This window comes from Terribacillus halophilus, from assembly GCF_900101385.1.
Taxonomy (GTDB): Bacteria; Bacillota; Bacilli; order Bacillales; family Amphibacillaceae; genus Terribacillus; species Terribacillus halophilus.
Window position 1 is genome coordinate 205427 of the sequence record NZ_FMZB01000004.1, and the last position, 13681, is coordinate 219107.

The 13681-nt window shown below is 44.5% G+C and carries 15 protein-coding genes; 10 read left to right on the top strand and 5 right to left on the bottom strand.

Features of this window, described 5'->3' with window-relative positions; all coding sequences use genetic code 11:
• Nucleotides 1-7: 7 nt before the first annotated feature.
• The 5 genes from BLQ53_RS09225 (at nucleotide 8) to lacZ (ending at nucleotide 8171) form a co-directional block, all read left to right on the top strand.
• On the top strand, nucleotides 8-1774 hold the full coding sequence (locus BLQ53_RS09225) for a sensor histidine kinase (protein WP_093727018.1): 1767 nt from the start codon (nucleotides 8-10) through the stop codon (nucleotides 1772-1774).
• A gap of 227 nt (nucleotides 1775-2001) precedes the next feature.
• A complete protein-coding gene (locus tag BLQ53_RS09230; protein ID WP_093727019.1) occupies nucleotides 2002-3276 on the top strand; it encodes an ABC transporter substrate-binding protein in 1275 nt (424 codons plus the stop codon).
• A gap of 157 nt (nucleotides 3277-3433) precedes the next feature.
• Nucleotides 3434-4282: a carbohydrate ABC transporter permease gene (locus tag BLQ53_RS09235; RefSeq protein WP_244499317.1), complete on the top strand. Its 849-nt coding sequence runs from the start codon at nucleotides 3434-3436 to the stop codon at nucleotides 4280-4282.
• Nucleotides 4279-5103, top strand: coding sequence for a carbohydrate ABC transporter permease (locus BLQ53_RS09240; protein WP_093727021.1), 825 nt, complete (start codon nucleotides 4279-4281; stop codon nucleotides 5101-5103). Before BLQ53_RS09235 ends, BLQ53_RS09240 begins: the two co-directional genes overlap by 4 nt.
• Before the next feature lie 26 nt (nucleotides 5104-5129).
• Complete coding sequence (gene lacZ, locus BLQ53_RS09245; RefSeq protein ID WP_093727022.1) at nucleotides 5130-8171, top strand: beta-galactosidase, LacZ type; 3042 nt, start codon at nucleotides 5130-5132, stop codon at nucleotides 8169-8171.
• A gap of 40 nt (nucleotides 8172-8211) precedes the next feature.
• On the opposite strand, the gene BLQ53_RS09250 is transcribed toward lacZ, so the two are convergent.
• Together BLQ53_RS09250 and guaC are read right to left on the bottom strand one after the other, a co-directional pair.
• The gene (locus tag BLQ53_RS09250; protein WP_093727023.1) at nucleotides 8212-8529 is read right to left on the bottom strand and encodes an antibiotic biosynthesis monooxygenase family protein; all 318 of its coding nucleotides are present in this window, start codon (nucleotides 8527-8529) and stop codon (nucleotides 8212-8214) included.
• A 159-nt stretch (nucleotides 8530-8688) separates the two neighbouring features.
• Nucleotides 8689-9672 carry a GMP reductase gene (gene guaC, locus BLQ53_RS09255; protein WP_093727024.1) on the bottom strand — a complete coding sequence of 328 codons (984 nt, stop codon included), beginning with the start codon at nucleotides 9670-9672 and terminating at the stop codon, nucleotides 8689-8691.
• A 155-nt stretch (nucleotides 9673-9827) separates the two neighbouring features.
• Between guaC and BLQ53_RS09260 the strand changes: the two genes are divergently transcribed.
• Nucleotides 9828-10481: a reverse transcriptase-like protein gene (locus tag BLQ53_RS09260; protein ID WP_093727025.1), complete on the top strand. Its 654-nt coding sequence runs from the start codon at nucleotides 9828-9830 to the stop codon at nucleotides 10479-10481.
• Nucleotides 10482-10511: 30 nt separating this feature from the next.
• Here the strand turns inward: BLQ53_RS09260 and BLQ53_RS09265 are convergent, their stop codons facing one another.
• The 3 genes from BLQ53_RS09265 to BLQ53_RS18925 all read right to left on the bottom strand — a co-directional run bounded on the left by BLQ53_RS09265 (nucleotide 10512) and on the right by BLQ53_RS18925 (nucleotide 11530).
• Complete coding sequence (locus BLQ53_RS09265; RefSeq protein ID WP_093727026.1) at nucleotides 10512-10898, bottom strand: hypothetical protein; 387 nt, start codon at nucleotides 10896-10898, stop codon at nucleotides 10512-10514.
• A 100-nt stretch (nucleotides 10899-10998) separates the two neighbouring features.
• The gene (locus BLQ53_RS09270; protein WP_093727027.1) at nucleotides 10999-11280 is read right to left on the bottom strand and encodes a hypothetical protein; all 282 of its coding nucleotides are present in this window, start codon (nucleotides 11278-11280) and stop codon (nucleotides 10999-11001) included.
• A gap of 109 nt (nucleotides 11281-11389) precedes the next feature.
• Nucleotides 11390-11530 (bottom strand): hypothetical protein, encoded by a 141-nt coding sequence (locus BLQ53_RS18925; protein ID WP_170829635.1) that lies wholly within the window; start codon nucleotides 11528-11530, stop codon nucleotides 11390-11392.
• Nucleotides 11531-11725: 195 nt separating this feature from the next.
• Between BLQ53_RS18925 and solA the strand changes: the two genes are divergently transcribed.
• The 4 genes from solA to BLQ53_RS18930 all read left to right on the top strand — a co-directional run bounded on the left by solA (nucleotide 11726) and on the right by BLQ53_RS18930 (nucleotide 13673).
• The gene (gene solA, locus BLQ53_RS09275; protein WP_093727028.1) at nucleotides 11726-12844 is read left to right on the top strand and encodes an N-methyl-L-tryptophan oxidase; all 1119 of its coding nucleotides are present in this window, start codon (nucleotides 11726-11728) and stop codon (nucleotides 12842-12844) included.
• Nucleotides 12845-12869: 25 nt separating this feature from the next.
• Nucleotides 12870-13091, top strand: a complete 222-nt coding sequence (locus BLQ53_RS09280) for a hypothetical protein (protein WP_093727029.1) — start codon at nucleotides 12870-12872, stop codon at nucleotides 13089-13091.
• 9 nt (nucleotides 13092-13100) lie between these two features.
• The gene (locus BLQ53_RS09285) at nucleotides 13101-13298 is read left to right on the top strand and encodes a GNAT family N-acetyltransferase (protein ID WP_093727030.1); all 198 of its coding nucleotides are present in this window, start codon (nucleotides 13101-13103) and stop codon (nucleotides 13296-13298) included.
• 204 nt (nucleotides 13299-13502) lie between these two features.
• Nucleotides 13503-13673 (top strand): hypothetical protein, encoded by a 171-nt coding sequence (locus tag BLQ53_RS18930; RefSeq protein ID WP_170829636.1) that lies wholly within the window; start codon nucleotides 13503-13505, stop codon nucleotides 13671-13673.
• The last annotated feature ends 8 nt before the right edge of the window (nucleotides 13674-13681 follow it).

Sequence of the window (13681 nt, forward strand, 5' to 3'; positions counted from 1 at the left end):
AAGGCTGATGAAGTTGATCAAAGACCGTCTTCATCCAAATGGCTTATTCATGAAGATGTTCCTGGTGACTGTTGCACTCATCATTTTGGTAGCTGTTGCAGTGACGTTTGCGATAATCCGGATGGCCGAGCAATTTTTCGTCGAAAAGTTCAGCATTACAAATTCACAGATCATCAATCAGATTCAGTTTGATTTTGAGGAATTGAATTACAGTATTGTGATGGCGGCTTCCGATGTGGATCAAAGCAGCACGATCGAGGCGTTTTTATCCAAGGAAGAACCAGATAATGAGCGCATGCAAAGCCTTTTTCATGTCATGCAGCAAGTGGATCATCTCAGGGAGCGGTTGGGAGATCAGAATGTGGAGATTGCCATAGCTGACCAGGAGAAAATCACGTATACGACGAATTTTACGTATTGGCCAGCTGATCCTGGCTCGATTCGCGGACATGACATTACGGAAACGATTGCAGAGCAGCCGAACAGGCTGCTTTATTTTCAAGATTCACTGGAAGCAAATGATTATGTGATTGCAGCGAAGGCGCTGCACAATCGGGAAACAAATCAATCCTTTGGTGCTGTGTACTTTCCGATCAAAGAAGGTCAGCTGCGATCCTTCTATATGGACTACGTAAAGCCAGGAAATGACTTTTATGTGGTCGACAACAACGGCAAAGTGGTTTCCAGCAGCTCATCAAGCGTGATTGGTCAATCGCTGCCGGAACTTAGTGAGCAAGCGAAAAATATGAAAGCTTCTAAAGAGACATATCGGGAAGTCAAGTTCCAGGATACCAACCAGATCATGCTGGCAGAGTACCTGCCTTATTTCGATATGTACCTTGTCAATATGGTGGACAAACAAACTGCTGTCGGGAATTTAGTCGATACGAAACAGATAGTGCTATTACTTGCAGGTGTTGTTTTTCTTGCGCTGATCATTGTATTCCTTGTAACGAAGCGTTTGACCAACTCGCTTTCCAAACTTGTCCAGGATATTGAAGCAGTACCGAAAAAAGGATTGCAGCGACGGCTTTTATATGAAGGAACATATGAAACAAAACAGATTGGATTGGCGTTCAACAGTATGATGGATGAACTGCAAGTGCATGTGGAAAAACTTATTGAAGCACAAAAACAGCAGCGTCAAGCTGAATTAGCTGCTTTGCAGCAGCAGATAAATCCACATTTTCTTTACAATACGATGGCTTCCATAAAGTTCTTGGTAATGATGGGGGAAAAGGGTGAAGCAGAAAGAACGATGGATGCGTTCATTACCCTGCTTCAGAACACGATTGGCAATGTGGATGAGGCTGTCACGGTGGAGATGGAAGTAGAAAACCTGAAAAACTATGTGGTGATCAATCAGAAACGATATGGGGATAGGGTACAGGTTCAATTCATGATTGCGCCCGATTGTATGGATTACCGAATTCCCAAACTGATTCTTCAGCCTTTTATCGAAAATTCATTTTTCCATGCTTTCAATAAGACAGCTCAAGGCACAATCACGGTGCTCGTTTGGTGTGAGGCAGATGACCTCCTATGTGAAATCGCGGATGATGGTGATGGGATGGCTGCCGATACAAAAAGCCTACCGAATACAAATCGTAATCGGCAGCTGTTTTGCGGTATCGGCGTCAAGAATGTCCATGAACGAATTCAGCTATTGTATGGGCCGGACTACGGGGTTTCCATCACTAGCCAAGAGGGACATGGAACGAGAGTCAAACTGAGACTGCCTGCGTCAAAAGAAAGCGAAAGAAACATCATCTAGCTGAATGAACAGATCCTTCCGATGTATGGAGCGTTCATCATAACAGAGAAGATGATTACAAAAAATAATACAATTAACGAAAAATAATCCTAATCCTTTTTGTGAGCGTTATCAATAGGGGGATTAACTCCTAAGATAGCTTAATAATCTCCTAACGGAAGCAGTGAAGTGCATGCTACGATAAAAACCATGAAGATAGCGCTTACAAAATGAAGGGGGTAAACAAGATGAAGAGAATTTTTGCACTTTTATTTGTTGGTTTGCTCGTTCTGTCAGCATGTTCCTCGGGTTCCGGTTCGGAAGCCGATGCTGATACGAACGATATCAAAGTTTGGGCATGGGATCCGAACTTCAACATAAAAGCGATGGAACTTGCGAAAACAGCTTATCAAGAAGAAAACAGTGAGCTGAATATCGAAATCATCGAGAATGCACAGGATGATATTATCCAAAAACTGAACACAAGTCTCAGCTCCGGAACGACAAAAGGTCTTCCTAATATCGTTTTGATTGAAGACTACCGTGCGCAAAGCTTCCTCCAGTCCTATCCGGATATGTTTTATGCAGTGGACGATAGCATCTCAACCGATGATTTTGCAAAATATAAAATTCCAACCACCAGCTTCGAGGGCAAGCAATACGGTGTTCCGTTCGATTCCGGTGTAGCTGGGCTGTATATTCGCACGGACTACTTGGAAGAAGCAGGTTACAGCAAAGATGATCTGCAAAACGCAGACTGGGAGAAAGTAATTGAAATTGGAAAAGCAGTCAAAGAGGCAACAGGCAAGCAAATGATCACGCAGGATCCAAAAGACCTTGGTTTGCTGCGTATGATGATTCAGTCAAGTGGAGCTTGGTATTTGGATGAAGACGGTGTCACACCGGACATTGCTGATAACGATGCGTTGAAAGAGGCATTTCGTCTGTACAAGGAAATGATTGATGCAGACTTGGTGAAGCCGCATTCCGACTGGAGCCAGTTCATCGCGGCAATCAATAACGGTGATATTTCCATGGTGCCAAGCGGTAACTGGATCACCCCTTCGATCAAAGCGGAAGCGTCACAGTCAGGGAAATGGGCAGTCGCACCATTTCCAAAACTTCCTGGTATAGAGTCCGTCAATGCTTCCAACCTTGGGGGCAGCTCCTGGTACGTACTAAACGTTCCTGGTAAAGAAAAAGCTGCTGAATTCTTGGGCCAGACATTCGGGGCGGATGTTGATTATTATCAGCAGTTCGTCGAAGAGGTAGGCGGTCTTGGAACATACCAGCCTGCAGCAGAAGGGGAAGCATACCAAGCAGAAGACGAATTCTTTGGCGGACAGAAAATACTATCTGATTTCGCAGCTTGGACAGAAGAGATTCCGCAGGTGAATTACGGTTTGCATACGTATGTGATCGAAGACATTCTTGCAAATGAAATTCAGAAGTATTTGGATGGAGAAGATCTCGATACAGTTCTGGAAAATGCACAGTCGCTGGCAGAACAGCAAGCGAAGTAAATCTATGGCCCTGGGACGCCCGCGGACGCATGACGGCTCCCGGGGCTTCTTTCGAAAGGAGTCCACCTTCATGAATATCCCTGATAAGCTCGGACCGGAAAAGCTTGCAAAAAAACCGGCTCCGCGTCCAGCCCGATCCCTTCGGCTGAAAAATACAATGGTCGGCTGGTCATTTGTCACGTTAGCGTCCCTGCTGATCGGAATCTTTTATTTCTTCCCCATGGTACAGGCGTTGATACTATCGTTCCAATCGGGAAGCGGCGTGAATCTGTCATTCGTCGGATTCGAGAATTATATCCGTTTATTCCAAGATCCTGTGTTCCTGACAACAGTGAAAAATACAGTCATTTATTTGATCATCCAAGTACCCGTCATGATTTTGCTGGCGTTATTCCTGTCGGTTGTACTGAATAATAAGACGTTGAAATGGAAGGGCTTTTTCCGTACTGCCATCTTCCTTCCTTGCGTAACTTCGCTGGTTGCCTATTCAGTGGTATTCAAATACTTGTTTGCACCAGATGGGATCGTAAATATGACACTGATGAAAATCAATCTCGTTTCCGAACCGATTCAGTGGCTGACAGACCCTTTCTGGGCAAAAATCACCATCATCCTGGCAATTACGTGGAGATGGACTGGTTACAACATGATCTTCTATTTATCTGCTCTTCAAAACGTGGACCGATCCATCTATGAAGCTGCCAAAATTGATGGTGCTTCTGCTATTCAGCAGTTTTTCAAGATTACGATCCCGATGCTGAAGCCCATCATTCTTTTCACGTCCATCACTTCGACAATCGGCACGCTTCAATTATTCGATGAAGTCATGAATATCACGGCTGGCGGACCGGGTAATGCGACAATGACCATTTCGCAATATATCTATAATCTGTCCTTCAAGTACACGCCTGATTTTGGCTATGCAGCGACCGTTTCCTATGCCATCGTAATTTTGATCGTCATTTTCTCGATCATCCAATTCAAAGCGGCAGGTGATAAGAAATGAAGCTATCTAATAAAGTAATTGGTTATTTGTTCCTCAGCATCTGTGCGATCATTTCCATTTTTCCGTTTTACTGGATGGTCGTCAGTATGACGAACACGTCAGCAGATGTGACAAGGGGGAAATTGCTTCCTGGCGGGCATTTTGTCGAGAACTTCAAAAACTTATTGCAGTCGGTCGATCTGGTGCCGGCATTGACGAACTCGGCGATCATCGCTGTTGCGACGACTGTACTCAGCTTACTTATCGCTTCCCTGGCAGGTTATGGATTTGAAATTTACCGCAGCAAAGCGAAGGATGTCGTTTTCAATATTTTGCTATTGTCCATGATGATTCCATTTGCTGCATTGATGGTACCATTATTCCGTATGTTCGGCTCGATTACGCCGGTTGTACCCCTTATCGGAATCGATACATTATCGGCAGTCGTGTTGCCGACAATCACGACAGCGTTCCTGATTTTCTTTTTCCGTCAGAGTACGAAGATGTTCCCGAAAGAGATTTTGGAGGCCGGCAGGATTGATGGCTTGAAGGAAATTGGCATTTTTTTCCGAATATATGTACCAACGATGAAAACGACATATGCTGCAGCAGCCATCATTACGTTCATGGCTAGCTGGAATAATTATCTATGGCCGCTAGTTGTCCTACAATCCCCGGAAAAACAAACGATTCCATTGCTTATATCGAATCTTGGTTCCAGCTACTCGCCGGATTACGGCATGATCATGATGGCGATCGTCATCGCAACATTGCCGACAGCAATTATTTTCTTCTTGATGCAGAAGCATTTCGTAGCAGGAATGATGGGTTCGGTGAAATAACAGATATAAAAAGGGAGGAAGAGATGATGACAACCAATACGAATGTAACTCCGAGCTTAGATTGGCTTGTCGATACGAGTGTGTTTGCGGTGAATCGCGTACCTGCACATTCGGATCATGTTTATTACGAAACTTTGGATCAAGCGAAAGCAAAACAAAGCATGCCATGGCGGCAAAGCTTGAATGGAAAATGGAAATTTCATTATGCCGAGAATCCAAGTTCCAGACCAGCTGATTTTTACAAGCCAGAATTCAACTGCAGCTATTGGGATTCCATATCGGTACCAGCTCATATCCAGCTGGAAGGGTATGGGACACCGCAGTATGTGAACACGATGTATCCTTGGGATGGTGTGCATGATATCCGCCCGCCGCAGGTGCCCATGGAGGATAATCCGGTCGGCAGCTATGTCCGGAACTTTAATGTACCAGAACATATGGAAGATATGCCGCTGTATATTTCGTTTCAAGGCGTAGAGTCTGCTTTCTACGTTTGGCTGAATGGTCGATTTGTCGGCTATAGCGAGGATTCATTCACACCGGCAGACTTTGAACTGACGGATTACCTTCAGCCTGGAGAAAACAAACTGGCAGTCGAAGTATACCAGCGCAGCACAGGCGCTTGGCTGGAGGATCAGGATTTCTGGCGCTTTTCGGGTATCTTTCGCGATGTGTATCTGTACACGACTCCAGAATTGCATGTATTTGATTTATCTGTGCAAGCGCGATTGGATGACACGTACAGCGAAGGTTCTTTGAAGGCCGCAATGCTCTTTCAAAAGACAATCCCGGCAGGGGCGAAGATTATGGGGAGCTTATATGACCAAACTGGCCGCTTGATACAGGAAGCAGATGGATTATTTCAGAAGCAGACTGCCGTTGTTACGTTCAAAGTTGATCAGCCCAAGTTATGGAGTGCAGAAGATCCTTATCTGTATTCCCTTTACTTGCAAATTTTCAATGAAGAAGATCAGCTTGTCGAGGTCATTCCGCAAACCGTGGGCTTCCGTCGCTTCGAAATAATTGATAAAGTGATGTGCCTAAACGGCAAACGAATCGTTTTCAAAGGTGTCAATCGCCATGAATTCAATGCCCGCACTGGCCGCGTCGTCACTGAAGAAGATATGGTGTGGGATATCAAAACGATGAAGCAGCATAATATCAATGCTGTCCGTACTTCCCATTATCCGAACCAGACTCGCTGGTATGAATTATGTGACGAATATGGATTGTATGTCATAGATGAAATGAATCTTGAAACACATGGATCCTGGCAAAAGCTCGGGCAAGTGGACCCAACCTGGAACATACCAGGCAACTTATCCGAATGGCAGGATATCGTCATGGATCGGGCGATTTCGATGCTGGAGCGGGATAAAAACCATCCATCCATCCTGATTTGGTCTTGCGGGAACGAATCATATGCCGGCGAGGTGATCGTCAATGTGGCGAATTATTTCCGCGATAAGGACCCCAGCAGACTCGTCCATTATGAGGGTGTGTTCCACGCACGCGAATATGAGGAAGCAAGTGACATGGAAAGCCGCATGTACGCCAAAGTTGCCGATATTATCGAGTATTTGGAAAATGAACCCAAAAAGCCATTCATTAACTGTGAGTATACCCACGCGATGAACAACTCATTGGGCGGAATGTACAAATATACAGATTTGGAAAATAAGTATCCGATGTATCAGGGCGGCTTCATTTGGGATTATATCGATCAGGCGCTGTGGAAGAAGAATCGAGAAGGGCAGGAGTACCTTGCTTATGGCGGTGATTTCCATGACCGGCCGACAGATTATATCTTCTGTACGGATGGCATCGTATTTGCTGATCGCAAGCTTTCGCCAAAGATGCAGGAAGTAAAATATCTGTATCAGAATATCAAACTGGATGTAAACGATAAGGGTATCGTGCTGCGCAATGAAAATCTCTTTGCCGATACATCTGCGTATGATTTGGTCTGGACAGTCAGAAGAAACGGTATAACTTGCTGGGAAGAAAAACTTGATCAGCTGGTGACAGCCGGTGAGCAGGCGGAATTCGATATCGATATGCCAGCAAGTGTGACAGCACAACCAGGCACCTATACAATCGATGCAACCATGAGACTGCGTGAGCCGTCTGAGTGGGGAGAGGCAGGATTCGAAGTAGCATCCGGACAATACGTATGGGAAAAGAAAGCTGCTATTCTTAAAGCAACAGGCAACCTTCGTGTTGTCGAAGGTGATGTGAATATTGGTGTGCATGGGCATGACTTCAGCGTCCAATTCTCAAAGGCAGCAGGAAGCCTGACATCTCTTAATTATGATGGAGAGGAATTGATCGAGACACCGCCTTATCCAATATTTTGGCGAGCCAGCACGGATAATGATAATGGCTATCAGCACAGCTATACTGCTGGAGTATGGCTGGCAGCAAGTGTGGCGAGAAGGTGTATAGATGTAACGGTTGATGCGTTGGCGGAGCAAGTGGATGTAAGCTTCACCTATGCTTTTTCCATAGCGGAAAAGCTGCATGTTCAAACAATTTATTCGGTCTTCCCTGATGGTAGCATCCGAGTGAAGGCGCATTGCCGAGGGGCAGAAGGGCTACCTGATCTGCCGACCTTTGCGCTTTCATTCCGTACTTCTGCAGATTACAGTGATTTGGAATGGTTCGCAAATGGTCCTGAAGAGAACTACGAAGACCGAAAACATGGAGCACGGCTAAGCCGCTTCCAGAATACGGTCAAAACGAACGGTACAGCGTATGTGCGTCCGCAGGAATCCGGTACTAGGACTGGAGTGCGATGGTTGAAAGTCACTCATGTGAAAGGGAGGGGGCTGGAGCTGCGTGCACATGATTTGCCGCTCACGTGTAATGTTTCTCCGCATACTGCGCTGGAAATCGAGCAAGCGAATCATGCCTATGAACTGCCGCCGGTTCATTATACTGTGCTGACTGTATCCGGCAAGCAAATGGGTGTGGGAGGAGATGATAGCTGGGGTGCTCCAGTTCATCCAGAGCATAAGCTATCTTCCGGAGTTGATCATCATTTTGTATTCACGATAAATAGAGCATGAAGAAAACCCCTTCTGTTACAGCAGAAGGGGTTTGTACTACTTAAGCGAAGCTTGCTTCCTCATATTGCAGCAAAGTTTTTGTCATGACAGGCGCTTGGTCCTTTTTCTCTTTACGCATGGCACGGTGCTCTGCCACATGGGATTCCCGGGAGATCCAAGCGACAAAATCTGCTTTGTTATCCCATTTCGTTACAATGGCGTAAGCTACTGTATCGCTTTTTTTCGTATCTTTGTTCCAGCACTCGGCTGAATGCAAGCCGGCTACGTCAGTCAGCTCTTCCATCGTATGCTTCACTTTATTTATGATTTTATCCTCAGCGTCGATTGCGCCTTCGAAAATGACTTGATTGACAAACATAGGATTGCCTCCTCATCCAACTTGTTCTTCTTTAACGCTACCAGAATTTTGAGGAACAGTCAATGAGAATGATTATCAATATTAAGCGTATAAGTGACATGATTGGGTAGAAACGCTTTAATGAAAAAGCTGTCGAGAGATTCTCGACAGCTTTTTTGTTCAATATACTTTGTCCCCGTTGAAGATGCTGTTTTTAACGACAACATAATCGACATTACGGATGGCGTCCAATTTCGTGCCGCCAGCATAGGAAATGGAAGACTGAAGGTCCTGTTCCATTTCTGTCAATGTATCCTGAAGGGATCCCTTATGCTCGACAAACATTTTCTTACCTTCGACGTTGCGTTTTTCGCCTTTTTGGAACTCGGATGCAGACCCGAAGTACTCTTTATACAGTTTACCGTCTTTTTCGACCGTTTCACCAGGAGATTCTTCATGGCCGGCAAACAAGGAGCCGATCATGACCATTGATGCGCCAAAGCGGATTGATTTAGCGATGTCGCCATGTGTGCGGATACCGCCGTCGGCGATGATCGGTTTGCTTGCTGCCTTCGCGCACCAGCGCAATGCTGCCAGCTGCCAGCCGCCAGTTCCGAAGCCTGTTTTGATTTTCGTAATACAAACCTTTCCAGGTCCGATACCGACTTTCGTGGCATCGGCGCCAGCATTCTCAAGCTCACGTACAGCTTCCGGTGTGCCTACGTTGCCGGCAATGACAAAGCTATTTGGCAAGTGTTTCTTGATATGCTGGATCATGCGGATGACAGAGTTTGAATGACCGTGAGCAATGTCGATCGTGATGAATTCAGGTACTAAAGATTTGTTTGCCAGTGACTCAATGAATCCATATTCTTCTTCTTTGACGCCAACACTGATGGAGGCAATCAGATTCTGTTCCTGCATGTTGCGGATGAATGCTTCCCGCGTTTCTGGCTCGAAGCGGTGCATCACATAAAAATAATTATTTTTTGCCAAATAAGCGGCAATGTTTTCGTCAATGATCGTCTGCATATTTGCCGGTACGACAGGCAGACGGAATGTATGGTTTCCAAGTGTAACAGCTGTGTTACATTCTGAACGGCTGTCTACTACGCATTTTGCGGGAATTAGTTGAATATCTTCGTAATCAAATACATTTTCCATGATTATACCCCTCTAAAGACGAATTATTTTTAGCGTTACTATTTATTTTGTTCGCCCTTTGGTACTATACAATAATACTGAAAACAAAGCAAAGGTTTTTATTCAAAAAATAAAAAAATATACAGATGGGGTAGAATAATAAAAGAGGTGATAAAGTGAAACTGCGTATGAAGATGACTTATCGGACACCCAAAGGCACAGAAGCGGAATTTTTATCGGATTATTTACCGCCAGGTGCTGCACTTTTGCTCATGGAAGATATGCAGCAAAGCGGCAGGATTCCGAAAGTGGAAGTACTGGATCAATATGAGACAGAATGGACAATAAAAGAGTTGAAAAAGTACATGAAGGAGTTGGAAACAGAACCGCATCATGTTCGGATATATGCGGATGGGGGATTTGATAAAGGAACAGGCAGAGCAGGCCTGGGCTGTGTTATTTATTACGAACAAAATCAGAAAGAATTTCGGCTTCGTCGTAATCAGATGATGGAACAGTTGATTTCCAATAATGAAGCAGAATATGCAGCACTGCATTTTGCTGTCCAAATATTGAGTGAAATTGGAGTGAAAGACCAGGAAATCGAGGTGTACATGGATTCCCGCATCGTTGTCAATCAGATGGCAGGGGAGTGGCCGATGTATGAAAAGGAGTTGAAATATTGGGCGGATAAAGTAGATGAGGACGTTAAAGGGCTCGGTGTTACCGTGCAATATGCCCATATAGACAGAAAGCAGAACAAAGAAGCCGATCAGCTTGCGAGCCAAGCATTGCATGATATTCAAATCGACAGCACGATACAAAAATAACCGCCCAAGGCAAAAGCCCGGGCGGTCATTTTATTTGGAAGTCTGTTGATTGATAGCTTCAGTCAAACTGGTTTTGGTTGGACCAGTTGCTGCTTCCACTAATGTCTGGAAACGTTCTGTCAGCAATTCCTTGTTTTTATACTCCTGCGGGTGGTTCTGATTATAATAGAAACGGAAGACAGCTTCCTCAGGGAAATGCTGTTTACCTGTCTTGATCATGAATCCTACAGGGAGCTTATCATAAGCATATGCTGCTTTAGTTTCGGCTGGCGTATCAGCTGCTACTGTTTGATTTTCAGTTGCCAGCTGCTGCATTGCCTGCTTGATGAATTTTTTGCGTGCACGCTTTTTCTTGGAACGCATATTCATCTCAGCAAGAACTTTATCCAGACTTTCGGTTTTCGTAAGTACTGTCACGACTAAAAACTCCTCTATTATTGTCTGCACCCTCTATCATATGATATTTTCGCAGATTTTAGAAGGCTAGCATTAGAATTGCTAACATTCTGACAAGTTATCAATAATAGTATGTGTCGGAATAGGTTGGATCAGAATCTGGCATTAGTGCAATACCTAAGATCATGAACACCATGAAGATAATGAAATAGATTACGATGAATGCGGCCATTACGATGAACATGGCAATACTGTAATTCCTTCGTGGATTGGTACGATCAGCAGCCCAAATGATCAGCATGATGATATTGACAATCGGAATACCTGTCAGCACGATCGTCCATACCCACTGCATGATTCTCATTTGGCCATTGATTTGATTTTCTCTTTGTTGCGGTTCCATTCACAATCACTCCTGCACAAAATAAATAATGACAGAAATAACTATAATGGATAGTTTCTGTTAATTCAACCAGTGTCAGTTATGTTAAAAACATTGATGCAGAGCCGTTTTAGGGACTTTTCTCCTGATTTGCGACTCGTTCAAGCATACTCTTCATTTCCAGCATTTCCAGTCGCATCAACGGATCAAATTGCCCTTCCGCCAGTGTTTTATCAATATATTTGATCGCTTTGTCCAATTGATAATCCATTTTATCTGCTCTCCTCTTCCATAGGATTTCTCTACTACTCGGATTTATAATCACTTCCAGTATGATGGCACATAATCGCATCCTTTATACTAGGTAAAATGCAGCTTGTTTACCGGAACTATTATGTTTCTAGAGCTTGTTTGCGAACTCCTCTTTGTTTATGCTGGATTTACCAGAATTACGGAGGTGAACGAAATGTTATACGATGTTATCATTCTTGGAGCAGGAACAATGGGATTGAGCGCTGGTTATCAGCTGGCAAAGAAAGGGCAGAAGGTATTGATGGTGGACAGCTATCATCCTCCGCATGTCCACGGCAGCCACCATGGCGAAACAAGAATCATCCGTTATGCATACGGAGAAGGCGAAGCATATGTACCATTTGCGCTTCGTTCCAAAGAATTGTGGAAAGATCTGGAGAAAAGAATCAATCAATCCATCTTAGTGGAAACAGGTGTGCTGAACAGCGGTCTCGAGACGAGCCCTTTCATCCAAAATGTATGGAAGAGCGGAGATAAATACGATTTGCAAGTGGAAAAACTTTCTTCTCAACAGCTGCAACAACGTTGGGCGGGATTGACCGTTCCAGACAATTATATCGGCGCCTACGAAAAGGATGGAGGTTATCTGCGGACGGATCAGATCTTGAACGGTTATGCCACGCTGGCTGCTTCTTATGGGGCGGTGTTAGCGGGCGGACAGCGTGTACAAGAGGTACAAATCAACGAAGGCACTGTCGAGGTGAAAACACAAGGGACGATATACCAGGCAAAGAAGCTGATCGTGACAGCAGGAGCGTGGGGAAGAGAAGTGCTATCGCAGCTTGGGCTGCAGCTTTCGATTACAGTTATCCGTAAGACGTTTGCTTGGCTGCATGCAGATGAGAGTTTCCGGGAAAGCAAGTTTCCTTGCTTCAGTTTTGATACAGAAATGGGTACGTATTATGGATTTCCAGATATCGATGGTGCGGGACTGAAAATCGGACGACATGACACCGGCATGCCGATACATCCAGACCAAAAAAGCGTTCCCTTCCACGATGGAGACACAGAAGAACTGTTAGGCTTCTTATCCCGGTTCATGGGAAAGGGGACATTCCGTCTGCGGGAAGGGAAAACATGCATGTACAGCATGACACCAGATGAAGATTTCATCATCGATTATCATCCGGAGCATCCGGAAGTCATGTTCGCCCTTGGTTTTTCAGGTCATGGATTCAAATTTGCCAGTGCTGTAGGCGAAGCTCTGAGTGAAATGGCAATGGAAAAAGACACAACAGTGGATATGGGACCTTTTCGGCTGGATAGGTTCTGAAACTGCATGACTACAAGAGGTATAGATGGAAGTAAAAGAATATGTATCGGAGTACGAAGATAGTTGGTTGCACTGCCGCGTCTTGGCAATTTTACATACAGCTTATTTTGATGACGTAGTCCAAGCAAAGCCAATGTATGATAATCCTTCTTTGGAACTTGTTGTAATAGAAAATGATGTTGTCATTGGTCAATTTGATATACAAATAGAAAATCGAGCAGAAAGAATTGTGTACCTTAAAAACTGAGCCGGTGCCATGTTATGGAACATAGCCGTACATCCATATCATCAAAGAAAAGGTGTGGCGGCGATGCGCTTGAAAAAAGCTATCGAAGAGTTGCAGCAGCGTGGTATCACGTACTTGGAAGCTTGGACGAGAGAGGCTGATTGGATGTGTGGATTGGTACAGGAAACAAGGGTCTCCTTATTTTCATGTATTTCTAAAAGATGGTGAAGTGGAACAATCGTTAAAGCCGCCTTTTACAGCGACTACACGTAAGCCCATTACATCGGGTCAGACTTTGATCGGCAGAAGAAGTTATATAGCAGAGCTCATGTATGCAGCCGTTTTGTTGAAGAATGGACATAAATCAAAGCAAAGGGTTCCTTAATCGTGGTATAATGAAGAAATAGATTATTTGTAAGGAGATGCTGTATCATGCCACCAGGCGTGCGTTTGATTCTGATCATGGCAGTTGCCTTGCTTACTGTCGGGCTCTTAGTATACGGAGCTGTAAAGAGTAAGCAGATGCGGGTGCCTTTCACTATCTTAGCAATATTTTTGGCATTTATTTATATCGTGTCATTCGTTGTATTATTTATTTTTTGACAAAGAGG